General features: G+C 42.9%; 28 protein-coding genes. 2 read left to right on the top strand and 26 right to left on the bottom strand.

The window, feature by feature from the left end:
- Positions 1 to 27 precede the first annotated feature (27 nt).
- Together ACFSYC_RS06385 and obgE are read left to right on the top strand one after the other, a co-directional pair.
- A complete protein-coding gene (locus tag ACFSYC_RS06385) occupies positions 28 to 600 on the top strand; it encodes an adenylate kinase (RefSeq protein WP_377124714.1) in 573 nt (190 codons plus the stop codon).
- Positions 601 to 723: 123 nt separating this feature from the next.
- Complete coding sequence (obgE, locus tag ACFSYC_RS06380) at positions 724 to 1,725, top strand: GTPase ObgE (protein ID WP_377124712.1); 1,002 nt, start codon at positions 724 to 726, stop codon at positions 1,723 to 1,725.
- 196 nt (positions 1,726 to 1,921) lie between these two features.
- Here the strand turns inward: obgE and ACFSYC_RS06375 are convergent, their stop codons facing one another.
- The 26 genes from ACFSYC_RS06375 to ACFSYC_RS06250 all read right to left on the bottom strand — a co-directional run bounded on the left by ACFSYC_RS06375 (position 1,922) and on the right by ACFSYC_RS06250 (position 26,323).
- Positions 1,922 to 2,473: a WcaF family extracellular polysaccharide biosynthesis acetyltransferase gene (locus ACFSYC_RS06375; protein WP_377124710.1), complete on the bottom strand. Its 552-nt coding sequence runs from the start codon at positions 2,471 to 2,473 to the stop codon at positions 1,922 to 1,924.
- Positions 2,460 to 3,017, bottom strand: coding sequence for an exosortase Y (gene xrtY / locus ACFSYC_RS06370; protein WP_377124708.1), 558 nt, complete (start codon positions 3,015 to 3,017; stop codon positions 2,460 to 2,462). The genes ACFSYC_RS06375 and xrtY overlap by 14 nt, the downstream gene beginning before the upstream one ends.
- The gene (locus ACFSYC_RS06365) at positions 2,998 to 3,870 is read right to left on the bottom strand and encodes a glycosyltransferase family 2 protein (protein WP_377124706.1); all 873 of its coding nucleotides are present in this window, start codon (positions 3,868 to 3,870) and stop codon (positions 2,998 to 3,000) included. Before ACFSYC_RS06365 ends, xrtY begins: the two co-directional genes overlap by 20 nt.
- A 2-nt stretch (positions 3,871 to 3,872) precedes the next feature.
- A complete protein-coding gene (locus ACFSYC_RS06360) occupies positions 3,873 to 4,718 on the bottom strand; it encodes an FkbM family methyltransferase (protein ID WP_377124704.1) in 846 nt (281 codons plus the stop codon).
- Entirely contained in the window at positions 4,715 to 5,344 is a 630-nt protein-coding gene (locus ACFSYC_RS06355) for a class I SAM-dependent methyltransferase (RefSeq protein ID WP_377124702.1), read from the bottom strand. Before ACFSYC_RS06355 ends, ACFSYC_RS06360 begins: the two co-directional genes overlap by 4 nt.
- Positions 5,331 to 6,476: an XrtY-associated glycosyltransferase XYAG1 gene (locus tag ACFSYC_RS06350; RefSeq protein ID WP_377124700.1), complete on the bottom strand. Its 1,146-nt coding sequence runs from the start codon at positions 6,474 to 6,476 to the stop codon at positions 5,331 to 5,333. The genes ACFSYC_RS06355 and ACFSYC_RS06350 overlap by 14 nt, the downstream gene beginning before the upstream one ends.
- Positions 6,473 to 7,885 (bottom strand): exosortase Y-associated Wzy-like protein, encoded by a 1,413-nt coding sequence (locus ACFSYC_RS06345; protein WP_377124698.1) that lies wholly within the window; start codon positions 7,883 to 7,885, stop codon positions 6,473 to 6,475. The genes ACFSYC_RS06350 and ACFSYC_RS06345 overlap by 4 nt, the downstream gene beginning before the upstream one ends.
- Entirely contained in the window at positions 7,869 to 9,032 is a 1,164-nt protein-coding gene (locus ACFSYC_RS06340) for a glycosyltransferase family 4 protein (protein ID WP_377124696.1), read from the bottom strand. The genes ACFSYC_RS06345 and ACFSYC_RS06340 overlap by 17 nt, the downstream gene beginning before the upstream one ends.
- Complete coding sequence (locus ACFSYC_RS06335) at positions 9,020 to 9,646, bottom strand: class I SAM-dependent methyltransferase (protein ID WP_377124694.1); 627 nt, start codon at positions 9,644 to 9,646, stop codon at positions 9,020 to 9,022. Before ACFSYC_RS06335 ends, ACFSYC_RS06340 begins: the two co-directional genes overlap by 13 nt.
- On the bottom strand, positions 9,643 to 10,926 hold the full coding sequence (locus tag ACFSYC_RS06330) for a hypothetical protein (protein ID WP_377124692.1): 1,284 nt from the start codon (positions 10,924 to 10,926) through the stop codon (positions 9,643 to 9,645). Before ACFSYC_RS06330 ends, ACFSYC_RS06335 begins: the two co-directional genes overlap by 4 nt.
- On the bottom strand, positions 10,923 to 12,182 hold the full coding sequence (locus ACFSYC_RS06325) for a glycosyltransferase family protein (RefSeq protein WP_377124690.1): 1,260 nt from the start codon (positions 12,180 to 12,182) through the stop codon (positions 10,923 to 10,925). The genes ACFSYC_RS06330 and ACFSYC_RS06325 overlap by 4 nt, the downstream gene beginning before the upstream one ends.
- Entirely contained in the window at positions 12,175 to 13,161 is a 987-nt protein-coding gene (locus ACFSYC_RS06320) for a glycosyltransferase (protein ID WP_377124688.1), read from the bottom strand. The genes ACFSYC_RS06325 and ACFSYC_RS06320 overlap by 8 nt, the downstream gene beginning before the upstream one ends.
- Positions 13,158 to 13,946, bottom strand: a complete 789-nt coding sequence (locus tag ACFSYC_RS06315) for an FkbM family methyltransferase (protein WP_377124686.1) — start codon at positions 13,944 to 13,946, stop codon at positions 13,158 to 13,160. Before ACFSYC_RS06315 ends, ACFSYC_RS06320 begins: the two co-directional genes overlap by 4 nt.
- 40 nt (positions 13,947 to 13,986) lie before the next feature.
- A complete protein-coding gene (locus tag ACFSYC_RS06310; protein WP_377124684.1) occupies positions 13,987 to 14,970 on the bottom strand; it encodes a glycosyltransferase family 2 protein in 984 nt (327 codons plus the stop codon).
- Positions 14,960 to 15,976: a glycosyltransferase family 10 domain-containing protein gene (locus ACFSYC_RS06305; protein ID WP_377124683.1), complete on the bottom strand. Its 1,017-nt coding sequence runs from the start codon at positions 15,974 to 15,976 to the stop codon at positions 14,960 to 14,962. The genes ACFSYC_RS06310 and ACFSYC_RS06305 overlap by 11 nt, the downstream gene beginning before the upstream one ends.
- Positions 15,977 to 15,991: 15 nt before the next feature.
- A complete protein-coding gene (locus ACFSYC_RS06300; RefSeq protein WP_377124681.1) occupies positions 15,992 to 16,882 on the bottom strand; it encodes a glycosyltransferase in 891 nt (296 codons plus the stop codon).
- Complete coding sequence (locus tag ACFSYC_RS06295; protein ID WP_377124679.1) at positions 16,882 to 17,985, bottom strand: DegT/DnrJ/EryC1/StrS family aminotransferase; 1,104 nt, start codon at positions 17,983 to 17,985, stop codon at positions 16,882 to 16,884. Before ACFSYC_RS06295 ends, ACFSYC_RS06300 begins: the two co-directional genes overlap by 1 nt.
- On the bottom strand, positions 17,978 to 18,343 hold the full coding sequence (locus tag ACFSYC_RS06290; protein ID WP_377124677.1) for a sugar 3,4-ketoisomerase: 366 nt from the start codon (positions 18,341 to 18,343) through the stop codon (positions 17,978 to 17,980). The genes ACFSYC_RS06295 and ACFSYC_RS06290 overlap by 8 nt, the downstream gene beginning before the upstream one ends.
- On the bottom strand, positions 18,343 to 19,371 hold the full coding sequence (locus ACFSYC_RS06285; protein ID WP_377124675.1) for a glycosyl transferase: 1,029 nt from the start codon (positions 19,369 to 19,371) through the stop codon (positions 18,343 to 18,345). The genes ACFSYC_RS06290 and ACFSYC_RS06285 overlap by 1 nt, the downstream gene beginning before the upstream one ends.
- Entirely contained in the window at positions 19,364 to 21,091 is a 1,728-nt protein-coding gene (locus tag ACFSYC_RS06280; RefSeq protein ID WP_377124673.1) for a methyltransferase, TIGR04325 family, read from the bottom strand. The genes ACFSYC_RS06285 and ACFSYC_RS06280 overlap by 8 nt, the downstream gene beginning before the upstream one ends.
- Before the next feature lie 3 nt (positions 21,092 to 21,094).
- Complete coding sequence (locus ACFSYC_RS06275) at positions 21,095 to 21,784, bottom strand: FkbM family methyltransferase (RefSeq protein ID WP_377124671.1); 690 nt, start codon at positions 21,782 to 21,784, stop codon at positions 21,095 to 21,097.
- Complete coding sequence (locus ACFSYC_RS06270) at positions 21,753 to 22,619, bottom strand: alpha-1,2-fucosyltransferase (protein WP_377124669.1); 867 nt, start codon at positions 22,617 to 22,619, stop codon at positions 21,753 to 21,755. The genes ACFSYC_RS06275 and ACFSYC_RS06270 overlap by 32 nt, the downstream gene beginning before the upstream one ends.
- The gene (locus tag ACFSYC_RS06265) at positions 22,606 to 23,544 is read right to left on the bottom strand and encodes a glycosyltransferase family 2 protein (protein ID WP_377124667.1); all 939 of its coding nucleotides are present in this window, start codon (positions 23,542 to 23,544) and stop codon (positions 22,606 to 22,608) included. Before ACFSYC_RS06265 ends, ACFSYC_RS06270 begins: the two co-directional genes overlap by 14 nt.
- Positions 23,531 to 24,670 carry an acyltransferase family protein gene (locus ACFSYC_RS06260; protein ID WP_377124665.1) on the bottom strand — a complete coding sequence of 380 codons (1,140 nt, stop codon included), beginning with the start codon at positions 24,668 to 24,670 and terminating at the stop codon, positions 23,531 to 23,533. Before ACFSYC_RS06260 ends, ACFSYC_RS06265 begins: the two co-directional genes overlap by 14 nt.
- Positions 24,671 to 24,749: 79 nt before the next feature.
- Entirely contained in the window at positions 24,750 to 25,649 is a 900-nt protein-coding gene (locus ACFSYC_RS06255) for an exostosin domain-containing protein (protein ID WP_377124663.1), read from the bottom strand.
- Entirely contained in the window at positions 25,646 to 26,323 is a 678-nt protein-coding gene (locus tag ACFSYC_RS06250; protein WP_377124661.1) for a class I SAM-dependent methyltransferase, read from the bottom strand. The genes ACFSYC_RS06255 and ACFSYC_RS06250 overlap by 4 nt, the downstream gene beginning before the upstream one ends.
- Positions 26,324 to 26,366 lie beyond the last annotated feature (43 nt).

Raw genomic sequence — 26,366 nt, 5'->3', positions numbered from 1 at the left:
CCGGAAGGCTTTTAATTTTAAACGCCCATGCTCAACTTAGTATTATTTGGCCCGCCAGGCGCCGGGAAAGGTACTCAATCACAAAAACTTATTGCCAAATATGGTTTGATACACCTATCAACCGGCGATTTGCTGCGCAGCGAGATATCGCAAGGCACAACGCTTGGTCTTGAAGCTAAAAAGCTGATGGATCAAGGTTTATTAGTGCCTGATGCCGTAGTTATTGGTATGATAAGCAACAAGTTAGATGCTAACAAAGATGCTAAAGGCTTTATCTTCGACGGTTTTCCGCGTACGGTAGCGCAAGCCGAGGCTTTGGATACTTTGTTAGCCAGCAAGCAGTCGGCCATATCAGGCATGATCGCTTTAGAGGTTAACGACAACGAGTTAGAAACCCGCCTTTTATTAAGAGGTAAAGATTCTGGCCGCCCGGACGATGCTAACCCCGAAGTTATCCGCAAAAGAATTAAAGAATACAACGATAAAACCGCGCCGGTTGCCGGTTTTTATAAAGATCAAAACAAATTTACAAACATAAACGGCATAGGCTCAACAGACCAGATTTTTGGCGCTATTGATGGCGTTATTGCTTCGTATTAATATTTAATAGTCCGGAGGTCATTAGGTCCGGAAGAAGGTTATTAGTTAAAAAGTCCGAAACTGGTTGCATTTAACCGTCTTTCGGACTTCTTGGCTTTTTGACTAAAAACAAACTCCAATATTATGTCTCAAGGTTCAAATTTTGTTGATTATGTAAAAATTTGCTGCCGCTCTGGTAAGGGTGGCGCAGGCTCAGCACATTTACACCGTGACATACGTACGGCAACCGGCGGCCCCGATGGTGGCGATGGTGGCCGTGGCGGGCACATTATTGTAACCGGTAACGCGCAGCTTTGGACGCTATTACACTTAAAATTCAGGAAACATGTTATTGCCGGCGACGGCGATCCGGGGAGCAGCTCATTAAGCTCAGGTAAAACCGGCCGCGATGAGATACTGGAAGTACCATTAGGTACCATTTGCCGCGATGCCGAAACAGGCGAATTGCTTTTTGAAATTAACAACGACGGAGAAACTAAAATACTAACCAAAGGTGGCCGTGGGGGCTTGGGTAACGCCAACTTTAAAAGTGCAACCCGCCAAACCCCGCGTTTTGCGCAGCCCGGCGAAGAGGGAAAAGAAGTTTGGAACATACTTGAGCTTAAAATTTTGGCCGATGTAGGTTTGGTAGGCTTCCCTAACGCGGGTAAATCTACGTTGTTGTCAGTCGTATCGGCGGCCAAGCCTGAGATTGCCGATTATGCCTTTACAACCCTTGTGCCTAACCTTGGCATAGTAGCCTACCGCAACAATAAATCGTTTGTCATGGCCGATATTCCGGGTATTATTGAAGGTGCATCAAAAGGCAAGGGTTTGGGTATCCGCTTTTTGAAACATATTGAACGTAACGCGGTGCTGTTGTTTATGGTGCCGGCAGATACGGCACGCACCATACAAGAAGAGTATGATATTTTACTGCGCGAACTAAACGAGTATAACCCAGAACTGATGCACAAGCCGCGTGTGTTGGCCGTTACCAAGTCTGACATGCTTGATGATGAACTGGTTGCCGAAATGAAGAAACAAGTACCGACGGATATACCATCGATATTTATATCATCAGTAGCTCAAAGAAATCTGGACGCGTTGAAAGATCTATTGTGGAAAGAGATCAATAGCCAGTAGGCCATTGTAAATTATCAATAGTCCTTAGTTTCATGGCGATGCGGAATCACCCGAACGGCGCTTCGCTCGCTTTGAAATATCTTTAACAATCTCCTTAAATAAAACAACCCTCTTTCGCGTAGCGAAGGGAGGGTCGACAAGTGAAACGATGTTGACGTGAGTGAAGGATAAAAAGGTAACCAAGCGGCTAAGCCTGCTATGCAATCTCCCTCTCTCTAACCTTAACAGCGGGATTTCCCTGGTAAATTCCATAAGCTTCCAGGTCTGTCGTAGCTACAGAACCTGTTGTGAGCACTGCATGGCTGCCCACTGTAATGCCTTGATTAACTATGGCTTTAGCACCTATCCAGGCACCATCTTGTAAAATGATACTGCCAACTATCAGATCAAATGTTGTTTTTTTATAATTGTGGCTGCCGGTTAATAGCAGTGCGCCTTGCGACAGGCAAACATTTGAGCCAATGGTTATCATTACCAGGCTATCTATCCAAACTTCTTCGCCTATCCATACATTGTTAGCTATAGTAAGATTCCATGGGTATTTAATATTTACGTTTGGCTTGATCTCGACATTGTTGCCAATTTCGGCACCAAATAAACGCATCAGCGCCACTTTAATACCATAAACGGGGAACAAGCTCGTTTTGAAAACGAAAGCGTTTACATAATGCCACAAAAGGCGTTTAATAAGGCCCGCCCCCGGTTGGTAGGGATGATTGTTGTATGATTTTAGATCAGTTTGCGGCATGTTGTCGTTTTGGAGCGATATCGGTCTTAACCCAAAAGTACAGACTTATGCTAATGATAACATACATTAACATATTAAAAAGGGTGTGATGGTCAACTACTTCGCTATCTCCCCTGGTCCAAAATAGGGCCAGCAGGACAAAACGGGCGATGTTTAACAGTTGGATAGCCACAATGCCGGTTATAATAAACACAAGCTTAGCCCTGGGAGGTTTAGGATACGCCAGCACAAAGGCTGTAAAGAAACTTATTACCCCTAAGCCTAAACAGTCATAAGCCAAACGGATAATACCGTGCCCTGCAACCAGCAGGTCATAAGTGTTAGTTATGGTATAATATCCCAGGCTGTTTAGTATACCCGCGCTGCTTTTTAGTAGTACCCAGCGCAAACCTTGTATATAATTAAGATGTTGGGCCAAAAACGGACTGTAGTATTTGCCCGGGCTGGTTATGCCTAAAAATAAGATATTACTATAGTAAAAAACCACAAAAAGGCTTACAAACCATGCCGCAAATTTCATGGGGTTATTTTGCCCGGCGGTCATCTGTTTGCTGTTTTAATAATTCGTCTATCTTGATATCAACCACTAACCTGAACCAAAAGCCTTGCAAAAAATGGAAAATTACACCGGTGCGTCCGTCTAAAATGCCTAGCTGAAATATCATCCGCTGCGTAAAATATAAAGCGGGCCTTACATAACGTGGTAGTTTATACCAGCGTTCTTTGTACCAGGCCTTACGCTCATTTGGCGATCCCCAAAAGCGCGGATGCTCTGTTTTTGTGTTCAGGGCTTGCATGCGTTCAACTTCCTGTATTGCCACCAAATCGCTGTAATGATTATGTTTGGCTATCCAAAAGCTGATGTTGTTTTCTTTTAAGTTTTCTTCTAATAGATAACCATTTCTCCATATTTCGGCTTTTCCCGTTACCACAAAGCGGTGGTCCATTTTCTCGCTCAGGTCAGAGTATCCAATCCCAAACCTGAACATCTTTAACAGGTAAAACGGAAAATATCCGCCGTGCTTTATCCAACGGCCTTTAAAGAAGTTTTTACGGTTAAAGTAAATGCCGTTAACATTGGCATAGTCGGCTTCATTAAAGTTGATGAGTTGCTGTTTTAGTTCTTGCGTCACTACCTGGTCGGCATCAAGGCAGATAACCCAGGGAGTTTGTACTGGGCAATTTTTAAGAGCGAAATCCCATTGCTTGGGGTGATTTTCAAAAGCATTAATCAACACCACTGCGCCAAAATCTTCGGCAATTTTTACTGTACCATCCGTACTGCCCGAATCAACCACAAAAACCGGCGCGTTCAAATCAGTAACCGATGCTAAAAAGCGCGGCAAATGCTTTTCCTCATTAAAAGTTAGTACGATAAAGGAATATAGAACACTCATAATTAGCCGGGTAAACAAAAGATGTTTCCGCTTTTTACTTCGGCTACATTGGCAATTGGCGTACAGCCCACCGACGACACCTGGTAAAAGCGATAATTAAGCGCCTGTAAAAATTGGTAACAATCTGCCATAGTGCTGCCGGCACGTAACCAATAATTTTCGTCGTATTCAAACAATATACGCGGTTTGTGCTGTTTTAGCGTTTGATTCAATCCCCGTAAAACGTTATATTCAAATCCTTCTACGTCAATTTTTATTAGGTCCAGTCGGTCCAGTGCTTTCACTTCATTCAAATCGTCGGCAACCTTAATAACTACCCTTTGCGTCTCATCTCCGGATACTTTATCACTAAGGGTAAAGGTGCCCTGGTTCCAGCTATTGGTGTTGATCTTAAAATCTTCTTCGGCCGCTGCATCAGCCAGCGCGAAGGGAAACAGCGTGACATTGTCTACGCGGTTAAGCTGGGTGTTTTTGCTGAATTTTTCTTGCAGGTACTGCAGGGGTTCAAAGGCCAGCACCTTGCCGTGCGCGCCAACAGCCAGCGACATCCTTAAACTTTGCAGCCCAATATTGGCACCTATGTCCAAAGCAATATAACCCGGCTTAAGCGAGATCTGGATAAGCTTACCTATCTCATCTTCATAGGTTCCCTGGCTTAAAATGCACCACTCTATATAATTATCTGCACTGGTGTAAATAGCAATTGGCTCGTCTGTTAACCAGGTTATGTTGTTTTTTAACATGCCGTACGATCTGGCCGATGGTTTTAACCAGGCAGCCAACCTTTCTTTACCGGGTAATTTCCAGTTACGGGTAAAGCTTAATTTTATGCGGTCTTTACGGTTCATTTGGCCGGCGCTAATTTTGCTTTAATAATCATTGATTTATAAAAGTACGGAAACCGCCCGCAACCAGTAAAATGGGTAACATTAAAGCCGGCGGTTGTAAGCGCCTTACTCAATGTGTTCTTAGACCACATTTTTATATGTCCCCCATACCATGAAGGGTCCATGTGGGTGTCCCACTTACCCAAAATACTTAATAGCAGGTTTTTAAAATAGCCATGGTACGGGGTAGATATAATGAGTTCGCCACCGGGGATAAGACTAGCTTTACAAAACTCAATGAAGCCTGCAGGATCATACAAATGCTCAATAACCTCTGTTGATAGTATGGTATCAAACTGCTTATTCTGAAGTTCTAATGGTAATTTATCTGTTGAAAGGTCTTGTACATAAAACCTATCCGGGTGGCTTTGGCGGGCAATTTCTATCCCCATTTCTGAGGCGTCGGTACCATAAGCATCATAGCCCTGGCTTATTAAAAAATTAACCAGATAACCGTTGCCACAACCCAAATCAAGGATACGACGGTTGGTATTGCCGCCCAGCATATCCAATAAGGGCTGTTGCAGGTATTGAAATGTATGGGCAGGGCCACTTTCCCTGAAACCGTAATCTTTATAATCTGACATGAGTGGTTATATACTGATACATATCCATATATTTTTGAACAAGCTTGTCATCATCAAAATCCCGCCGGATTATTGCTGGCGCGCTTGCACTAATGGCTGTTAGCTGATCTCTTTCATTTAAGGCAATATGGTTGATAATATCGCTAACAGACTGCGCTGTTGTTTGGCAAAACCAGCCCAGGTTATTAATGATTACATAATTGGCCAGGCCCACATGTTCGCTGATTAAAACCGGTGTTCCGGCGCTTAAGCTCTCAATTACTACGTTGCCAAAATTCTCATTATGCGATGGTAAAACCAATAGATCATGGGCGGCATATACGTCAAATTTAGCTTCGTCCTGAAAACCAATCCAGCTAATGTGTTGCGCTGTTTTATTGTAATAAGCAATGTTTTTTAAAACTTCAATATAGTCCTCATCGCCATCGCCGGCAATGGTAAGGTGGTAAGATACGGTAATATGCGGCAGCGCGTGCAGCAATATATCCAAACCCTTCTTTTCTTCTATCCTTGATAAAAACAGCAGTTTTAAAACGGGGCTTGTGGGTTTTTTTAGGGGTGATGTCTTGGCTATTTTAACAAAGTTGGGGATATCAAATATGCCAACCGGTTGAACGATGCTAAGCAATTCGGCTTTCTCTGCTGATGAAGTTGCATGCAGATAGGACCTTTTCAGCAATGTCTTTCCCAGCAAATTATGAAGCAGGCTTTTTAGCCCTTGGTTTTTGTTATTAAATGAGTAATTGCTCAAAGTACCCCTGGGGGATATCACGACCGGAACTTTTTTTAATAAGCCAATTAAGGCCGCAAACACCGATACTAAATTCCACCAGGCATGGATATGGATAACGTCAAACTGCCGGGCGGTATGCCACAAATTGGTTAGTAACGCAGGAGAGAAGTGTGTATGATCTTTAGTAATGCGCTTAAAATAGGTAACGGTAACACCGGCAATTACTGCCGGTTTATTAGGCGTTACAGGCAGTTCGTTACTGCCGTTGGCGGTAGTGCAGTATACAGCTAAAGTATGCCCCGCCTTGACCAACTGCTCGCTTAATTTAGCTACAGACATGGTTGGCCCGCCGTAGACGTAGGCAGGTTTGTACGATGCATTTACCTGTAGTATTTTCAAACCTCTTCTAAAATATGCCGGGACTTCAATATGCGGTGCAGTATGATCATGGTGATATAGCTCCAAAAAACAGAGTTCAATAAAAATTCAAAGCTTAGCCCCCGCCAAAAAATTTGGAACAGGCCTGTAAATACCAATGCTGTGCCTAATATATAGCCGCCAAACAATTGTTCGGCTTTTTGCGAAATTAACTGTGCTGCTGCCCCGTAAATAAACAAGGCTAATACAATCCCAAGGTTACCGGCAGACAAATACCCATCGACAATGTAGGCCGGCTTTGCTGACACATTTGAGCCCCTGTAAGCTACACCCGCATTGTAAACACGTTCCATAACAAGCAATTCGGTTACTGGCTTTGAGGGCCAAAATATCCGCGGAACAATAACTTCTATAGATTGGCCAATCAACTCTAACCCATAGAAATCTATGTATTTGGGTGTCGATTGGACAAAGGTGGTAAACATATTGATCTCGCTGAGGCGGTAAACCAAAAAACCCGAGGTGGTTTCATCTATAACGCCATTGTCGGCATTTAACGTAGCATCAAGGGCAATTTTGTAAGCTTGTTCCGAGTCTGCATTGCCGCTCCATGCCGTTGACCTAAACACGATATTGTAGGTAGGCAGCAGCATAAAGAGTGCCAGCAATGCCGGTATAAATGTAAAGGTGACTGCTTTTTTGTAGCTGGGATACAGAAAGATACCTAATACCAAAACGCTGATGATAATGGGCTCTTTAAACCCTGATGTTAAGGCTTGGTAAAAGTTTACAAAGTATAAAAACAAGCAAAATAACGTATTAAAAACCTTTTTAAGTGGTATGGCAAATGCAAGTGCCAGTGTGCCGGCAATAAAACTCAATGAGTTAAACTGCCCTGCAAATTGTGATAAGCCATTAATGTGAAGTGCGAGAGACGCTACGGGTAAAAATATGACAGCCATTACCATTAGGGTGTTGGCTAACTTTGAATTATCAACCTTAAACTTTTTCTCAATAGGGTATTTCATTGTAACCAATATGCCGGTAGCGAAGGCGGCATGGCCTAACACATAGTAGCGTTGACATTGTGCGGCAAGCGCCAGTTTAGCGGTGTCGACATGGAAGAATAATTTGGATTCTTGCGCCTGGTTAACGCCTAACAGATCTAGAAAATAGAAGATAGAACTGCAAGCCATATAGCCAATAAAAATGATTTGCACTAAAAATATCGGTCGCATCAGTTGCTCGGCAACGGGGCGGTCATTGGGTAAAGGTTTTATCCAGCCACTGTAAATTACGTAGAAGATAAAAAACGAGCCTAGCCATGCAATAAAATACGAAACAATGGTTTCATCGCTAAACACCGCCGCTAGCGCCCACGGAAAGTATAACAACAGGTAACGCTCAATCGGTTTACTGGTGGCGCTCATATAAATTAACCATATTATTTATCTGCACATTGAAACTCCAGCTTGCAATTTTTTGTGAGGATACCTGCCCCATAGCATGAAGTTCTGGTTTGCTATTATTTAGTAACGCCTGCAGCTTTTCTGTAAAATCTATCTTATTACCACCCTCAGAAATATATCCATTTATACCAGGCTCAACCAAATCAACGGCGCAGCCCACTTTGTCAGACACCAGGATAACTTTCCCGCAAGCCATAGCTTCGTTTACGGCCAGCCCCCAGGTTTCGCCGGGGCCTATTGATGGCAGGCAGAAAATATCACAAGCCTGGTAAACAACCGGCATATAACTTTGATTTTTAAAATCAACAAAATGTACACAGGCCTGTGCAGCCGCCTGTTGTTGCAAGGCCGCTTTTAAAACCCCATCGCCTACAAATAGTAAATGTACATTAGGCATCGCTAAATTAATGAACGCATTTAACAACAAGGCAGGGTCTTTTTTATCTTCAAGCTTACCCGCAAATAGTATTATTTTAGCTTGCTCATTAATGTTGAGTTGCTCTTTAAATAGCTGTACTTCTTCGGCTCTGTCAACAGCAAAGCGCTCATTATCTATCGCATGAGGGGCAAAAACGAGTTGCCTGTCTGCCAAACCATATTTTTTAAAGTAGGCTTTATTACGGGTACCTGTGTACAGTGCATAATCAATATGTTTGTAAACCCAACGCAAATAAACAGACCTTAACCAATTTTTAATGCCTGGCTTTTCATCCAGCAGTGTCGAATCGCCTCGGAAAAGCACGGGAATCTTATTTTTGAAATGCACCATCGCCCGCAGATGGCTTCTATAAGCCCATCCGTAAAACAATATGGTATCCGGCTTCCAATTTGTTACCTGTTTTATCAAATCAGGGTTATTAATACCACTAAAATGGTGCGACCCCGCGTTAGAGGCTGTATTTTTTAGCCATTGATAGGGATAGCCATCCAGCAGGTCAATATCCCATTGTATGGTTTTGCCAAAGCCCGGATCATGCTTGGATAAGGATGTCTCGCCCCACGTATAAAAAACCATTAAATCAATTTTAGCAGCCAATAGCTTAAAAACCGGCGCGTAATACTGAATAGGATGGGTGGTGACGATAGCCAGCCGCATTATTTTTGACATTGAAAAGCTGCTGCTTTATAAAAGCGGTCTTCTTCTTCAACTAAGACAAAAGCCGCATCATCTGCATCGCCAAAAGTAATTGGTCGGATGTTTTTAAAACCAACTTTTTCCAGCTCATAGGCAAGTGATTTGTAATCCCACATCCACAGGTGTTTCGAGTTACCATACAAACCTTTAAAAGCTGATAGCAAGCCCTTGCCGCGGTTTTCAATACCTAGCATGGTGCCACGCATCAGGTTATTGGCGGGGGCATCCTCGTTATCAAAATCTTGAAGATAATCGGTAACCGCGGCCTTTAAATCGGGTACTACACCCCTAAAGGTGCCGCCGGGTAGTAGTATGGTGTACGTGTTTTTTAACGCCTGCAAAAAGTCCTGATAGTCCAGGTGCTCAAGCACATGCGAGCAGTAGACGCCGTCGCAGCTGTTTGGTCCTTCGGGCAGGCCTTTTACAATGTCGCCATATGTTACATTGGGCGGGAAACGCTGGCTGTTGCGGGTGTACAGCTTACCAAGCAGCGGCGTTTTTTCAAAACGCAACGTTGGCGATGCATCGTAATTTACCCAACCATCAGGCGCCGTAAAACCGCAACCGTATTGAACGTATCTTTTCATATCGTATTTAGTACCTCATTAAATAATTCACACTGCAATTTGGTCATGTTTAATGCCGAGTGTTTGTCCATGCATGTATTATCATACACAGGTTCTGCCAGTTCATTATCTATCAAAGCCGTTATAAATCTTTTTATGGCGAGGTTTAAAACCGCTGTATCATTAAAACTATGGTTATTGCTCGCGCCGCACTCAGACAATATTTTTATCGCCGGGCTTTTTGAGTTAAAAATAGTTATTAAAGGCTTTTGGCTTAAAAGGTAAGTATAAATCTTTGAGGCAGTATACTGCGGGTCGTCAGAGCCCGGGATGAACAAGGCGTCAGCCTGTTGCAAAATTGCAAGCGAATTAAAATAACTTACGCGGTTAGTTATCTCCACCACATTATTTGCTATTCCAAAGGTTTGGGCTAAAGGCGCTATAGTAGGCACTCCCTGGCCCGTTGGTGCATAACTTGTACCAATAAAGTACAGCTTAATTTTGCCGAATTTGTCGGGCTCTGCATCCAATAAATCCTTCAGCGCGCTAAACATTGGTTTAACAGCGTTGTGCAGATCTGTACCACCCCGGCCTACGTAAACCAAGCTTTTAAAATCAGGATCGAGCAGATGGTCAAATTTATCTTTATTGCGACTAGCCAACTCAAAATCCGGCTTGAAACCAGCAAATGGGATGGTAGCTGCAGGTATGTCCTTTAGCTGCGAATACCGATTTTTTAAAACAGATATATAACTTTCAGACACGCTTATCAGGCCGTCAACCTGTAACATTGCCTTTGGTTCAAGATACTTATTTATACGATACGAGAGCCAGTATTTTGGTGGTTGCTGATGTTTGGGCTTATCACGATAGTAATCAGAATGCCAGGGATCCTGCATGTCTATCACATACGGTATGCCGAAACGTTTTTTCCAGTAAGCTCCAAGCGTGCAAATGGCAAATTGGGTAGTTGAAAAATAGACGAGGTCAAATTTCTCTTTACCCAAAAGTTCATTAACCTTCTGTTTATAAGCCGCGTAAGATCTAAAAGCGATATTGCCAAATCCCAGCTTTGCCGTCCATGATTTGTTTAAGGCTTTTACCGTATGGATCTTAATATCGACAGGGATAGTTTGAATTAACAATTCGTCCTTTTGCAAATCGGTATAATGGCTGTCAACTACAACCACCTCGGCCTCCCAGCCAAACTGTTTAAAGTAAGGCAGGCTCATGCGTACACGCTGCATATCCGGCGTATTGCTTGGCGGGAAATAGGGCGATATGATAAGAACCTTTTTCAACTAGATTTATAGAAAGCTTGGCTTCCTTGTTTAACGCCTATCGTTTGTTCAACTACGGCTAAAAACTTTTGGCTTTCAACCTCCCAGTTATATTGCTCGCGGGCAAGCCTGAGGGCCTCAATTTGGTTGTCTGCTAATTGTTGACGATTGTTATGGTAATTTGTCAAAAGTGCCGCCAAAGCCTGATGATCTCCTTTTGGGTAAACATGGCCCATTCCTTGGTTTTTGTGTAATAAACTCAGCTGCGCGGCGGTATCGCTGGCTATAACTGCCAGGCCCGCCTGCAGGTAAGTAAATATTTTATTGCTTAGTGCTAAGTTGTTGTTTAGGTTAAAGGCCGGCTCGAGCGCTAAGCCTATATCAAACTTACTTGCAAAGGCTACGAGGTCGTCGGGGGGGATGGGTTGATGAATTGTTAGGTTAACGCCACTAGTAAGCAATGCTTTGATGAAATCCGGATCGCTATGTAATTGACTTCCCAATATATGCAGTTCAAAACTGTCTTTATCCAGCGATTTAAGGGCGGCAACCACATCTTGCAAGCCACGTCTATCGCCTATGGTTTGCGAAAACCAGAATAGTTTAAGAGGGCCTGTTGCAATTCCAATCCTGTTTGTGTTTACATCATTGCTCACCGGGAAAACGTTTAATAACACAACAGGATTTAGTGCCGGATACAATTGTTGATAAGCCATGGCAATTTCTGGGCTACTGGTGGTAAAGTAGTCTAAGTGCGATAAGTACTTGTCCTCTAATTGTGTTTTAAGCCTTACATCTAAATTGGTGCTATCGTCGCTTGTTTCGTTGCGATGGAAATCTTCGGCATCAAAACCACAAGGTTTGTTATTTGCTTTTGCTGCGGCGATAATTGCGGGCAAGGCGCCCGGGTTATGGCCAATGTACAGATCTGCCGGATGATTTTTTGTTTCGCGTTTTAAGCAGTAGCTCGCCCGTGATATAGCTATATCCGTTAAAAAATTAAATGTTGAACTATTTACCCAGGCTTTAGCAATTTTATTAATTAGCCTGCTTAGAAAGTATAGCCCGCCTTGAGTTTCAGGATTTCCGCCCACGCAAATAGCCTTCCATGGTTTGGTTTTCAACAATTGGTCACTAAAGTCGGCGCCCCAGTTGTTCCAGTAACTGTACAATACAGTAACCTCATAGCCGGCATTGCATAAAGTATCGGCCTCTTTAACCAGCCTCGGATTTAGCGAGGGTTGGGTAGACGTTACTAAGACAACCTTTTTAGCCATTAAGTTCGGCTTGCACCTGCTGATAAATGTCCAAATATTTTTGAGCGCAAAGCCTAAGCGTTAAGTTTTCCATAATGTACTTACGTGGTTCAAACCCATCGCGTAATTTTACAAACTGCAATAACTGTTTTTCAAAATCGAGAGTACCCTTAAATTTAAGGCCGCAACGTTTGTCCCAATAGGGCACTGCGCTTACAGGTTGAAATTTAACCTTGTGCGGGTAGTAATGTGGATCTTGCCAATAACCACCGTGCTCCCAGGCCAAGATGGGGGTATTGGTTGCCAATATTTGCTGGTATGCTAAGCCTTGCGTTTCGTGCTCACACAAAAAAATCGCGGCTTTGCTTTGGCTTAAGTTTTTTTTCAGATCAGTGTAAGTATACTGCCCATAGCGAATGGTTTGATGCGATAGTTTATGCTGATTTAATATTTCCTTTATCGATTCAACTAATCCATCCTGATATTGTTCATGCTCCCAACGCACTTTATCATATATCAAAAAGTCAATGCTTTTCGTACCAGCCAGCGGTTGCCATTTATCGGTGTCAATGCCGGTTGGCCAGGCGGTTACCATATCGCCATAAAAAGGTTTAAACATGTCAGCCATCCAATCGCCCGGCACCAATATACGTTTTACGTTTGGGTGCGTTGTTAACAGGTTGGGATGATCTGACGGGTGCGAAAAAATGCCGGCGCCAAGGATCACAGGGTTGATCCATTCTTTATCAAAAAGTAGCTGAGGCTTGCCAATAATGCCTGCAATTTCTTCTGGGTGTTTGTTGATGTACTTATAGTCGTTAAAACGGTAGGGTATACCCAGTTTATCCAGGCCCTTCATCAGGTTAAGCGCTACCATCATCACCCCTCCGGGGCGCTGTTTACCACGCAATATACGCCTGATCAGCCGTCGCGGGTAGCGGTCGAATTTTATCCAGCGGTCGGGGTCAGGCTCAGCGTAAAACAGGTTGAGAGGTTTCAAAATAGTCTGTTTTTTGATAGTACCCAGTTGCCCTGCTGTAAAACTACGTAAGTAAACCCGTAAGGATCGGTAATGGCTTTTACCAAATCAATAGTTACGCCCTCATGTATCTCCATTATTATAACAGACACCTTATTTAACCAGCTGTTATTGGTACTAAGTAATATGCCCTCATACCCCTCAATATCAATTTTAAGGAGGTCAACGTGCGGCCAGTTTAATTGGGTTAGTATGGTTTGCATACCCAAACCTTTTACGGTAATAGTGTCGTCGCTAATGCTTTTACCAAACGGAATATTGTGCACTTTATTGGCATAATCCTTATCGGCTATCTCCATGGCTATTTGCTCGTCTTTAACAGAAGCAGCCGCCTCAAATATTACCGCGTTTACATTATTTAAGGTCAGGTTTTCTTTCAATAGCTGGATATTGCCCGGCATAGGCTCTACGCAAGCAATGGTAGCCTTAGGAAATAGCCTTGAAAAATATACTGCCGTAAAACCGGCATTGGCGCCCAAATCAATAATGTAAGCGGTATTTTCATCAAGCGGCAAGTTGTAACATTGCTGGTCAAACACCTCGCTAAATATAAAGCCATCGGCGCCGCCATTATCGCGTACCATCAACTCAACATTACCTATAGGTGCCGGGTAGTTAAATTTTATATGGGTTTTTTTCAGTTCAGACCGGTTATACAACCATAACAATCTTTTTAGCGCATCGTTTAAGCCCTGCGTTTTCTGGATGCTACTCGTTAAGTTGTTCAGTAAGGCTTTGATATTCATTATCCTAATGCCGTAGTGTTTATGTTATTATTCGATGTGATCATCGCCTGGCCCAATACCATCCTGATAGTAAACGTGCTGCTTTCCATCCAAAAACTTTAGTTACAAGCTGCCCCATTGTGCCACCCGAATATTTGACCCCCTTATAACCTAGTTGCCGGGCCATTTTAATGCATTTTGCAGACTGTGCCTTAAACCTTGGATACGCCAATATACCCACCTGCCAATAATGCCTGGCAAAAACACGGTCGGCAATATTGGTAGACAGTCTGGCTTTTAAGTGGGCATATTTTAAATCAATAGCTTTAATGCTGCTTTCTATTGCTTCAAGCGTCCGTTGGCTTGATAATGAGCGATTGTCGGCAAACTTGCGGTAATAGCATAATGCCCGGTCGCTATAGCGTATACCGTTTGATGCCAGTACCACTCTCGAAAAAAACTCCCCGTCATCATCAACGCTGAGCTCCTCTTTCCATGGTCCGGCTTTTTTAATTACTTCTGCCGGGGTTAGCCAGGCGTGTACCGTAACCATGCCGCCGTAACCAGGCATCACGTCTTCTCCCGCGTATAGCTTAACTAAAAAGTCTACCGTATCATCCACATCTGTGTCGTACCAGCTGTAAAGTGGTGTAACTTGTTTATAATCGTCGCCGTTATTAAAATAGACGGTTTTGCAAATAGCCAACTGGGTGATTGAATTATTAAGCGCCTTAAGTTGACGCTCAATTTTATCCGGACTTAACAAATCATCGGCATCTAAAAACTGGATGTATTGCCCTTTAGCAATAGCTAACCCCGCATTGCGGGCCGTTGCCGCGCCCTTATTTTGCGGTAGCGTTAGCACCGTGACAGCTTCCCCGAAACGTTTAATAACCACTGCTGTATTATCTGTAGATCCACTATTGATAACAATAATTTCTTTATTGGCCCAGGTTTGTGCCATTGCCGATGCCAGCGTTTCCGCTATATATTCTTCGGCGTTATAAGCCGGTATAATAATAGAAACTAAGGGATTACCGTCCATTAAATATCTCTATCCATCTGCTTTTTGCCGATATATCTGCAGGTGGCTGGTTTTGTTTGAACCAGGGTTGTTTTAAGTATTGTAAATACATCTCGGGCTTGGTATCCAACTCAATAATACGTTCAATAAGCGGGCTAAAATCCATGTTTTTAAATTGCAGTTGCCTGCCGGCGCTTCGGGCAAAAGCTTTAGTCTTACGTTTAACCCGATATTTTAACCCCGTTAGCTGCGCCGGGCGCAGGTCTTCAAAATCCATTTGCCCCATTTTGAGTAAGGTATTGCCTATGACGCTGCTATTTGGCGATAAATAGTCTGCGGCATTTATAAAACTGCCGGTATAAAAAATATCCCCCACAAAAGGATCGCCGCAATAAATAGGTATGCTATTAGCCTTCATGGCGTCATACAGTTTTTCTGTTTGATAACCGGGATATATATCGTTCTCAAAAGCGATGGTGAATTTGTAATCGCTTAAAAAATGGCGCTTGCGCTGCCACATGTCACCGGTGTAAAGGGTATCAATCCCGGGCATGTTATTCATTGATTTGCCCGGCGCGTCAACCTTTTTATATTTTGATAACTGCCTGTAAAACTCTTCGCGATAGGGTACTTTGTGCGAGTACAAAAAGTTGCAGAAATGCTTTTTGCCGGCAGCAATTTGTTGGGCATTGTAATCATCAGGCTTAATCAATTCGGCAGGGTTTGTACCATGCCACTGTATGCGTTTGTAGCGCGGGTGTTGCACCTCAGCTTCACGTGGGACACCAAAGGCCCATTCGCATATAGACATGTCCGGCTTTATATTTTCGCAGTAATAGCCAACACGGGTATAATTTCCTTTTTGGGGGATGTCGTTACCATACGGCCCGAAAATGATTACGTCCGGATGGTCAGACGCTACAAAATCAAAATCGTCAGACAGGCCCTCAATATCAAATACTTCCTTTTTAAAACTGCTTAGCTCCAGTCCGTTTTGAAAATGAAGTTTTATCTTTCTCTTAGCCAAAGATTTAAAATAGCATTAATTGATAAATGTGAAATTGCCCGCGTTATTAACAGCTTGCAGGTGACTATAGTAATGATTGTAAATGACAGCGATATCCTCCGCAGGTTGTTTGGCTAATGTTTCGGCGAGTTTTTTCTTAAAGATTAAGTTGCCGATAAACACTTTTATTGCCGACCAGTAGCCCATTTCGCTGTTATCACCCGCATAGTTGTAAAGCCGGGCACCGAGCTTACCCTCATTTAATAGAAGTTGCTTATTTACTTGAGCAGTAACCGTTTGCGGATGCCCTACATTTAGTGCATTATAACCAGTATAATAAGCGATGTTAGCTTTTTTATAACTGAGGCGTAGCGCAAACTCCCAATCTATCATAGTGAAGCCTGTGTTATAAAGCCCGGTATAGGCTAACGCCGACCGCCGGATGAGCATGTGCACATCGCCAAATGTAAAAGACGGTACAGCCCCATTTTGCCACTGTTTAAACTGCGGCAAGCGGGTGTTTTGCTCAATTACGTTATGGTTACTCAAGAAACTCGACATATCGTTAGATATTACCACATCAACCTGGGGGTTTTGCAGCATGTAAGTTTTGCATTGTCCTATAGCACTGTAGCAAAATACGTCATCGTCTATTATCTTTTTTATTAATAAACCCTTAGCCATTAGCATGGCTTTGTTCCAGCCATGGGCCTGGTTAAGGTCGGGTTCTGACAGGTATTGGTGTATTTTACCGTCGTATAAAAGCTGTTCAAGATATTGTTGGGTACCGTCTGTGCTTTGGGCATCAACTACCACAATCTCTTCGTCGGGCTGTAGCTGGTTCATCAGTTTCTGCAGGGTAATTGTCAAAAACGGCAGCCGGTTACGGGTTGTTATAATGTATGACAGATTGATAACCTTATCCATTAATATTCAAAGCTGTTAATACAATCAGCAACGTAGCTTATTTCGTCGGGCGTATGAAAATACGCGATAGGTAAGCTCAAGGTAGTTTGATGAATCTCTTCTGATATAGGATAAGCTACGCCCGCGAACCTCTTGCTATATCCTCCCTGCTTGTGCGGCGGGATAGGGTAGTGTATCTCAGTACCGATTCCTTTCTCGAGCAGATAGCTTTTTAGTAAATGGCGTTTTGTATGCCTTATGTTGAAGATATGGAACACATCCTCGGTTTCGGTTTGCAATGATGGTTTAATAAAGCGATTGTCCAGCTTATTAAAATAAACTTGTGCTAAAGTACGCTTGTGGTTGTTTATGTCATCAAGCCGCTCCAGTTTTTTTCGTAAAAACGCAGCCTGCAGCTCGTCCAACCTTGAGTTAAAGCCGATGTATTTATTGTGGTATTTAACTTTAGAACCGTAGTTTCTTAAATACAGCAACCTGTCGGCAAGGTTGGCATCGTTGGTGGTAATAGCACCGCCATCGCCCAGCGCGCCTAAATTTTTAGTAGGGTAAAAGCTAAAAGCACCGGCATGGCTACAGTTACCCGCCTTTTGGCCATGGTGCGTGGCACCGTGCGCCTGCGCGCAATCTTCCAAAACTTTAAGCTCGTGCTTTTGTGCTATATGGTTAATAAGCGTCATATCGCACATCTTGCCATACAAATGTACCGGCAGTATAGCTTTTGTTTTGGGTGTGATGGCAGCCGCTATCTTTTGTGGGTCGATATTATAAGTCAACAAATCCGGCTCTACTAAAACAGGTATGTAGCCAGCATTGATAACCGCCAATACGGTAGCTATGTAGGTGTTTGACGGTACTATTACCTCGGCACCTTTAGGCAAATCCAGCGCCTGCAGTGTCAACACCATGGCATCTAATCCTGATGCAACACCAATGCAAAACTTTGTGCCGCAATATTTTGCAAATTCTTGTTCAAAGCTATCAACTTGCTGCCCTAATACATACCATCCCGATGCTAAAACCTGCTGAAAAGCGTCATTATACCCTTCAACAAACGCGGCGTTGGTTCTTTCTAAAGATTCGTAAGGGATGTTGATCTTACTCATATTCGGGGTATATATAATCAGCCGCGTTAAACGGGGTAGACGCTAAAACCATCAGTATAGCATCGGGAGAGAAGTTGTACATTTTATGCCAGTCTGCCGGGTTCAATACCAGGCATTTAGAAGGCGAATCCAGTTCAAATATCGCTGTGCTATGACCATTGTTGTTGTAAATGGTGCATTTACCCTGTATACAAACCGCTGCTTGCAGGGTAGTGTGGTGCCTGTGCCCGCCACGTACCGAGTCGTCAACCCCGTATATGTAAAATATGCGTTTAATATCAAATGGGATAGCTTTTTCGATAACGGTAAGGTTGCCGCGGCTGTCAGTAAACGTAGTAAGATCTATAAGATGCGCCATTATTTTACCCTGATGTAATTCTTGTAATGTTTTATCCTGTTGAGGTAAAGGACATCGGTTATAAATTCTCTGGAAGATTTCTTCACATCCATTACATAGCTACCAATCTTAAATTTTAGATCAAAATCTCTGACGGCTTTAATGTTGATGGTACGTAAAGTATCAATACCGGGGTATTGCGTTTGCAATTGGGTATTTAGACCCAGCAGTGTTTTTATATAGGGCTGATAAATGAGCTTGCTCACAAAGTCAGGAACATCATAGCCGCCAATATACCAGCTATCGTTTGACAGGTACTGCAAATCATGAAAGTGGAAGAATATCAGCGGATCTTTGTCTACTAAGATGGTATGGGCTTCTGGATGAGGGGCCAACGTGTATTCATAGTTTAACAAATTCCAGGGTGCCAAGCCGGCGCCAACATCATGGCAGATGTGTACACCGTCAAACATATATGGCCAAGAGTCCAGGTATTTTTGATCGCCCATCTTACCATCCTCATAACGGGCATAGCACCACTTTATACAGGCTTGCGCCCACCAGTTTAGCACCTTTAGGCCGGCTGTTGTGTTTTTTATAGTTAAAAACTGTACGCAATATATCCCTGCAATGGCACTTGCATCATATTTAGGATGATAGTTATGTGGCGTTATCAGTACCGAATTGTCGCCCATTTCATCTATCAATACTTTGGGGTTGCTGTAAAACTGCAGGTCGGCATCCAGGTAAGTGCAATGGTCAAGCCCGTAGGTGTCCAGGCAATATTTGATGGTGAAGGGGGTGCTGGTCCAACAATATTCGCCAACCGAGCGATCGCTTTTTACCGATAACAGTTTGGCGTTTTCAAAATCTGCTAACGCCACAATTGTGGTGTAAGCGAGGGTATTTTCTGATAAAATTCGGTGTGTTTCGTCATCAAAAGCGAAGATATATAGGTGGAAATCGCTGCAATTGGCCAGTAAAGAGCGGTGCAATGCAAGCCCCTTGGCTAAATAATTAACATTAAACAGCGTGCAGAAATTAAGCATCTATATCAAGTCGTTTAAAAACATAATCGTGATAGTGGCCGGTGGTATCCTCATCAAGTACTATGGTATAACCCGGATAGGATTCAAACTCCGTTAACAGTTGATACCCGGTATCAAAAGTAGCTAAAAGTTTGTCTGCGTTTAAAAACCACGCGGGGTACGAAGCTTCGTATATACTTTTGGGTACTTGCTGAACGGCTATTTGTTCTTGGGCATTGTTGGTAAATATAGTACGGCTGATGATAATGTACTCAAATTGATGAGTTAAAAGCTCGCCTAATACATGATAAGGCTTTTCTAAATATTGCAATACGCTTGATAGCAGCAGTACATTAGGCTTGCGTTCTTGCAAGCAGGCCTCGATGTCTGCATAAAACTTGAGTTTGCCGTCAGCTATGGCCTCATTCCCTACATTGATATAGCTTGCTTGCTCTATGACGCTCCACTCCACATCAATTTCCTGCAACATAACCTTATTTTGAACATAGGAGCTGCCTAACGCTCCTCCAAAATCAAGGACACTTAGCTTGCCCTTATTTTGGTTTGCCGCCTTTAATAAAATGGTTAGCAGTGCCCAGTTATATTCGGGCTTATCAAACAAAACCGTATCGCGCTCAAAGGCAGCCTCGCCGTTTTTTACTTTGAGTATGGCGTTTTTGGTTTTTTCGAGTATCGCCGGGGCGTCATATCCGGTGCATTGCTGTTTGGCATCTTCCCAGGTTTTGAAGTTACCGCGCCAGGCAATATCCTTTGTAGCGTGTGGTTTAAGTTTTCTGAGGAGTTTGGAGACAACGGGGGGTAAAACGTCCTTCACAAACTGGCGAATAGCAAGCTTAATTTTTAACATCTCACTTTGCTCGGTTATTTGTTTGTAACCTGCAATCATCTTAGCGGTTATAACGGGGTCTTCAACTACAGGGATTTTATTAACTACAATAGGGCTTTTTGCAAAAAGTAACTTGCTGGTGTATTTGTCTTCGCCGCCATGTGTGCCACCCGCGCCAAAACCAATGTTTTTGGAGACGGAACAACGGGGATACAGCGCCAACTTATCTTCAAGAAATGCCATTGCCTGCCAACGTATGTCCCATGAGTTTACATTACCCTTTAGCTGATCAATCAACATGCTCTCAAAATCATAGGCACCATACAAGTTAAACTTATCAACGAGTTTACGGGCTCTCAACTTATCTAATAGCTTTTGCGGATTTGGTTCAAATAGCGCCCAACGATCTTTCCATGTAGCCCATCCCCAGCAATCGGGTATAGGTATAAAAAAGGTGTCGGGTACGCTTTTGTCTGTAGCAAAGAAGTTTAATGCACCAATGCTTAGGGCTTTTGGTTCAGGCTGATACATAGTCAACGCATCATTCATAAACCGCAAAAAGTATTTAGAGGTAACAATATCGTCCTCCAGTACTATTATGCTGCCATGTTTATTAACAACTGCAGTAATACCGGCTATAACCGATGGTGCTAAACCTTTATTACTTTCGGATTCAATAATAATAACCTCTTTGCACCATTGTTGTTGGCGAATGATGGTTCGCGTTTTCTCGATACTTTGAAGCGTTTGTTCATCTGCTCCGGGTTTGGGGCCGTCAGCATAAATATATAAGGTAGACTGGCTTGCCAATTCATTAGCTGCTAGGGCAGTCAGTGTTTGCTCGGCACAATCGGGCCTGTTATAAACAAATAATGTAATGGGCGCTAGGTTCATCCTTTAAATATTAAGGCAGTTATTTGGCCTGTAAAAAATGGTAGTGCATTTTAAATAGTTCACTGCCGGCGCAAGTCCCCAAAAGTCAAGCCTTTTAAAACCGCGATTTGTTAAAAATCTTAAAGCTTCGTCATATTCGTCGCGTTCAGCATCATCCAGTATCAGCACCCCGCCCGCGCTTAACGTGTTGAAACTTTGCAAACAACAGTTCACACGGTCGCGGCCATCAACAATAATTATATCATACGCCTTGTTGGTTTGTTGGGCGTAACGGCAATATTCGCCATCCTCGGTTTGTTCGCAGTAAAACAGGCTGACATTGCCGGGCATGGTGCTTTTTATCGTTTCGTACCAAAAGCTGTCGTTTTCTACACTGTCTACATGGCCTGCATATTTGCTGTAGTATAATGTCGAGTTGCCACTGCCAAACTCAAATATTTGTAGTTGCTTATTTAGACGGCCGCCGATGAAACTGATGAATGGATAAGTTACCCAGGGCAGCGGCGCGTTATTTTTGTCAATGATCTGATCTGTATTGATGGTATTTACCCAGCCAATGTCATGCAGATAGCCACTTTGTTTAAAAGCCAATAACGTACGCTCTTCTTTATCAGCCAGTAAAAACATTAGCTTGTCGCGCTTAAAAATCAGGGTTAATAAATTATAAAATATCTTCCTTAAAAAGGCTTTCATTCTCTATGTAATTGAAATTTAAACCGTCGGCAATGCCGGTTGGGTATTCTTTGCCTGTAGCATAGCCAAGCCAATGTTTAGGTGCAAATACCTTTTTATCTTCGTTAATATTTAACCAGGCGCCCCACCAGCTAAAAGAGCTGCTTGATAAGATGCAAACATCAGCATTAATCAAAAATTGCAGGTCAATAATTTCTGTATGGTCCGATATGTATTTGTTGTTGATATAGGCAAATTCGGCCTTTATATAATCCGGATCGTCAGATATAAAGATGCACAGCGCATTTTCAAATTCTGCGGCGGCTAGCGCTTTTTTATAGTAAGTCAACGGTAAGGCCCAGTTAAGGTCCACATAATCGCCTCGCCTGATGTGGATAGCTATTGTCTTTAATGGCGATGATACGGCTTTTGCTACTACGTTATACTGATCGCGATAGCGTTTTTTTATGGTCAGCTGCTCCCTTAGTTCTGCCGAAGCATTTGCGAAATACCCGGTCGACTGAAAATAGCCCCCGTAAATGGTGTTGTTGGTTAACGTAGGTAAAAAGGTTTCTGCCTTTTGATAATTTGTTGCCGAAAGTAGGTTGTCGCCAAACATTAGTTTTTCAAGCCGGGTATAAAGTACTTTGTTAGCTTTTTTACCTAAAATATTGCCGATCCATGCTTTAATTGGCCATAAAACATCATTATCTATTTCAAAGTATTTTGCCGGTATAAAATTCTCAATATTTCTATCCAGGTAAAAATGGGTGTTGAGCCTTTTGGCGGTGGCAAAAATAAATGCGTACTGAAACAACTGGTTACCCAAACGGCCTTCCAGCTTAACGGCCACCATATTTCAACATACGTTTAAGCTTATTAACACCCCTTATTATGATACCCTGCTTAGGGTATATGGCGTTTTGTATCCGTAAATGAAGCTGGTGATAAAACTCACGCTTAGCTCCCGGAGCAATTATTTTGATAGGTTTTTTGCCACGGTGATAAAACCAGGTATACCTGCCGCTGCCCAACATATATATAAGATACTTCTCGTCAATGCGGTCAAAAAAAGGATTTAGCGCGTGGGTAGCCTTTACCGACACCGACCATAGGTTAGCTTCAGCATCGCGCATCCAGTACGAGTTTTGATGATCAAGCCGGTGATAATAGTGGGTGTCTTTTAATATTACTGCGCGTGCACCTGTTATTGCCTGCCGTAACCCAAACGTGTAGGTATCTAACGCGCCAGATCCTTCTGCATAGCCTAACGCGTTTACCCAGCTTTGTTTAGTAAACAGATAGTTACCGTGTTGGCCGGGAGTGTTGCCGCCATTGTAATATAATTCCGTGTCGAACAAACCTTCGGGCAAATGCCATATATAATTAGGCTGTAACTTATCCTCAATAAAAAAGTGTTGATATTGAAACGATGCCACATCGGCTTGCATGGCCAACAGGTATTCTTTTAAAGGGTTGATGCTATTGGCTGTTAACACATTGTCCGCATCAAGGCAAAACAACAAGTCGTTGCCTGAATTTTCTACTGATGTGTTGCGTGCCGCCGCGCCGCCTTTGTTGCGCTTATGGGTAAATATTTTAATTGCCGGATATTTAGCTTGAAGCGCCAATATTACCTCTGCCGTATTATCTGTCGAGCAATCATTAGTGATAATCAATTCATCGCCAGCTGTAAAATTTGTAGCCATTATTGACTCCACAGCTTCGGCTATTGTTGCCGCGCAGTTGTAGGCAGGTATAAAAAAGCTAACGTTTGGCATAAGCATATTTATAGCGGGATAGTATTTTTTGCTCGAAATATTTGTAGCTCAAGTGTGCCAGTAAAATCAACATGGCCATATATAAAATGAAAATGCCCAATTGTGCAGCCAAGCCGGTATTGAGCAGTTGCCAACCGCCATAAAAGCTGGCGCAAACCATAAACAGGGCAATCAGCGGGAAATGGAACAGGTAAATGCCATATGATATTTTACCCAGATAGCTAATGGCTTTTGCTTTAAAAACCTTAGGGAAAAGCGGCTTGCCTGCAATAGCCGGAGCAATTAGTGATACAGCTAACAAATTAACCAAGGTATACTGGTATACGGCCCTCATGTTTATTAAAAAGTAGGGGGTGACCTGCTCAAGCCAATAACCGGGGAAGTTGTAGCCCAGGCTTTTACCTTCTACCCCAAAATACCCGGCCTTACGTAGATAAAACAAACATATTAGCCCCACCAAAAGCCACACCGATATGATGGCGAAAAAATTGCGGTAAGGGTAATCTATTTTAAATGGAAATACTGCCAGTGCGGCACCCATAGCTAGCGCGTCTGCCTGGCAAAGGGTGTTGGTATAAAGGGTTTCGCCAAGCCAAAACTTGTCGGTAACCATATGTACCCCATATAGGGCCGACCATAGCCTGATAAGCGGGCACAAAATGATGATCCCGATAATTACTTTTTTTAATGTCGATATACTTGCAAAATAAACCACAAACGGAAATGCCAGGTAAAACTGTTCTTCGACCGAAAGCGACCATAGATGACCAAAGAAATGATCTTCAAAATTTGTTATCCCAACCAAATGGCTAAGGTTTAATTTAAGGTTATAGGTGTAAGTTAAATAGTATGGCCAGTTATGTTGTATTGCCGCTGTACCCGACTGCATAATGGTATTGCCTGACAGGTCCGGCACTAAAAACAGTAAAAGAAATACTACGGCGGGGGTAACAATAATAAACAGGTAGTAAACCGGGAAAATGCGTATGCTACGCTTATAAAAAAACTCGGCCAGGTAGTTTTTAAGGCTTTTATGTTTGTTATGCACCAAAATGCGTGTGATGAGGAAACCAGATAACACAAAAAAGATATTCACCCCTATCCACCCAAACTTTAGCGATATCAAATTATTTGGCTAATGCGCCAGTATCACCAACAAAGCCGCAAGTGCACGTATGCCGTCCAGGCCTTCAATATACGTAAGCTTATTGGTTGTAGTGTTCAAGCTCTTTAATAACGTATTTGCACCACTTTTGATAATATAGTTCGTTTCGCCAGTATTGGAAAGCTTTTTTGCCCTTAGCTATAGCTTCGTCTTTATCAAGGTTTTTAAGCAGATGTTCCAACTCGTCAACGCTGGCTACATAGTAACTCATTTCGTCCCAGGGGATGAATTTTTTAAACGGGCGAACATCAATATCACCAATTAAGCACGGTGCCGTGCCCATCTGCATAGCCTCAAAAAACCTGAACGAGGTGCAATTGGTACCCCTTGGGCTTAAAGCGACGTATGATTTCATAACGTTTACATTAAAACTTTTACCCCAAAACCATCGCCTGTAAAAGCGGGTTGGCAAACCGCCGCCAACTATAATATCATTACTGTCCTGATATTTTAACCTCATTTCTTCGCGGATGGGATGTGTGTCAAACGCACCGTTAAAGGTTGCCAGAAACTGTTTTTTTAACGGCACCGGTGGCTTACGGTGCGCACTGCAAAGCAAAGGGATATCAATGCATTGATTTATGGTACGGCCGGCATTAAAATCAACTGTACGGCCCAAATCAAGCAGCGTACCCGCGTCAAACTGGCTTATGGTAAATGTTTTGGCATCATCGATGATCACTTTTTCAACCAGTGACTGTAGCTCGGCTACCCCTTGGCCGTTTGCCGCAAAACTGTGGTTTATATGCCAGCGCGTATAGTAAACCGGCAAGTAATGCCAATCGGCGGCATTAGGGTCATCGGTAAGAAAATGCTTTTGTTTGTTAAGCCAGATCAAAAAATCCTGCTCAATGCCATAGTCTTTATTATGCGCTGGGTAAGCAACTACCTGCTGGGATGGTTTTACTATAGCCGGCGTATTTAAAATATATACTTTCATTTTATAACGTCGGCAAACACGTTGCTGTCATCTCCCGCCCGGTCGTTTTCGTTTGGCCTGTACTCTAAGGGGAGTTGGTCTGCAACGCTGCTTTTATCTTTGCTATTAAATAATATGCTTGAGTAACCCACTATGTTAGCCATATCAGTTAGTATGGCGGGCGAAATAACACTATAATGGTCCCAGCTTTCCCACTCGCCGATATGAACGCCCGCTTTGCCTTTTTCAAAGTTCGAGTTATCGCGCATTGATGCCGCCAGGTTTGGGGTGTTAATCCTGTGCACACTGCCGTTTTTCATTACTCTCCTGGTTTCAGCCAGGAAAACGATCTGTTCTTTTTGGGTAAGGTGTTCAAAAAAGTCTTCGTGAAATATTAAGTCTACACTATTGTCGGGTAGGGGTAAACCATCGCTTAGGATATCTATGACATACAAGTCGCTACGATCGCCACGAATAGCTTCGGGGTAGTGTTTGTCTGTGTAATATTGCATATACGGCCCATAATGAGCGTATGACAGATCAATGTTAACCCAACCCTTAAGAATACGCGGTCCGCAGCCAAAATGTAGCTTTATAGCCTCGCCGCTTTGCGCCTTAATTTTTAAACGTTCAACATCGGCTTTGTTGGTAAGGTTTACAGGTAGCTTACTTAATTTATAGCCGGTTTTAGCCATTAACCGTTTAAAAATATAGCTTATTGTCATTTATGCGCAGATG

This window comes from Mucilaginibacter antarcticus, from assembly GCF_042686155.1.
Classification (GTDB): Bacteria; Bacteroidota; Bacteroidia; order Sphingobacteriales; family Sphingobacteriaceae; genus Mucilaginibacter; species Mucilaginibacter antarcticus.
The sequence above is the reverse complement of the archived record's forward strand: the minus strand, read 5'-3'. Positions and strand labels throughout refer to the sequence as shown.

Excerpts from the sequence above, each read along its gene's own strand:
- ACFSYC_RS06385 (WP_377124714.1), top strand. The coding sequence starts at position 28 with ATGCTCAACTTAGTATTATTTGGCCCGCCAGGCGCCGGGAAAGGTACT.
- obgE (WP_377124712.1), top strand. The coding sequence starts at position 724 with ATGTCTCAAGGTTCAAATTTTGTTGATTATGTAAAAATTTGCTGCCGC.
- ACFSYC_RS06375 (WP_377124710.1), bottom strand. The coding sequence starts at position 2,473 with ATGCCGCAAACTGATCTAAAATCATACAACAATCATCCCTACCAACCG.
- xrtY (WP_377124708.1), bottom strand. The coding sequence starts at position 3,017 with ATGACCGCCGGGCAAAATAACCCCATGAAATTTGCGGCATGGTTTGTA.
- ACFSYC_RS06365 (WP_377124706.1), bottom strand. The coding sequence starts at position 3,870 with ATGAGTGTTCTATATTCCTTTATCGTACTAACTTTTAATGAGGAAAAG.
- ACFSYC_RS06360 (WP_377124704.1), bottom strand. The coding sequence starts at position 4,718 with ATGAACCGTAAAGACCGCATAAAATTAAGCTTTACCCGTAACTGGAAA.
- ACFSYC_RS06355 (WP_377124702.1), bottom strand. The coding sequence starts at position 5,344 with ATGTCAGATTATAAAGATTACGGTTTCAGGGAAAGTGGCCCTGCCCAT.
- ACFSYC_RS06345 (WP_377124698.1), bottom strand. The coding sequence starts at position 7,885 with ATGAGCGCCACCAGTAAACCGATTGAGCGTTACCTGTTGTTATACTTT.
- ACFSYC_RS06340 (WP_377124696.1), bottom strand. The coding sequence starts at position 9,032 with ATGTCAAAAATAATGCGGCTGGCTATCGTCACCACCCATCCTATTCAG.
- ACFSYC_RS06335 (WP_377124694.1), bottom strand. The coding sequence starts at position 9,646 with ATGAAAAGATACGTTCAATACGGTTGCGGTTTTACGGCGCCTGATGGT.
- ACFSYC_RS06325 (WP_377124690.1), bottom strand. The coding sequence starts at position 12,182 with ATGGCTAAAAAGGTTGTCTTAGTAACGTCTACCCAACCCTCGCTAAAT.
- ACFSYC_RS06315 (WP_377124686.1), bottom strand. The coding sequence starts at position 13,946 with ATGAATATCAAAGCCTTACTGAACAACTTAACGAGTAGCATCCAGAAA.
- ACFSYC_RS06310 (WP_377124684.1), bottom strand. The coding sequence starts at position 14,970 with ATGGACGGTAATCCCTTAGTTTCTATTATTATACCGGCTTATAACGCC.
- ACFSYC_RS06300 (WP_377124681.1), bottom strand. The coding sequence starts at position 16,882 with ATGGATAAGGTTATCAATCTGTCATACATTATAACAACCCGTAACCGG.
- ACFSYC_RS06295 (WP_377124679.1), bottom strand. The coding sequence starts at position 17,985 with ATGAGTAAGATCAACATCCCTTACGAATCTTTAGAAAGAACCAACGCC.
- ACFSYC_RS06290 (WP_377124677.1), bottom strand. The coding sequence starts at position 18,343 with ATGGCGCATCTTATAGATCTTACTACGTTTACTGACAGCCGCGGCAAC.
- ACFSYC_RS06285 (WP_377124675.1), bottom strand. The coding sequence starts at position 19,371 with ATGCTTAATTTCTGCACGCTGTTTAATGTTAATTATTTAGCCAAGGGG.
- ACFSYC_RS06280 (WP_377124673.1), bottom strand. The coding sequence starts at position 21,091 with ATGAACCTAGCGCCCATTACATTATTTGTTTATAACAGGCCCGATTGT.
- ACFSYC_RS06275 (WP_377124671.1), bottom strand. The coding sequence starts at position 21,784 with ATGAAAGCCTTTTTAAGGAAGATATTTTATAATTTATTAACCCTGATT.
- ACFSYC_RS06270 (WP_377124669.1), bottom strand. The coding sequence starts at position 22,619 with ATGGTGGCCGTTAAGCTGGAAGGCCGTTTGGGTAACCAGTTGTTTCAG.
- ACFSYC_RS06265 (WP_377124667.1), bottom strand. The coding sequence starts at position 23,544 with ATGCCAAACGTTAGCTTTTTTATACCTGCCTACAACTGCGCGGCAACA.
- ACFSYC_RS06255 (WP_377124663.1), bottom strand. The coding sequence starts at position 25,649 with ATGAAAGTATATATTTTAAATACGCCGGCTATAGTAAAACCATCCCAG.
- ACFSYC_RS06250 (WP_377124661.1), bottom strand. The coding sequence starts at position 26,323 with ATGGCTAAAACCGGCTATAAATTAAGTAAGCTACCTGTAAACCTTACC.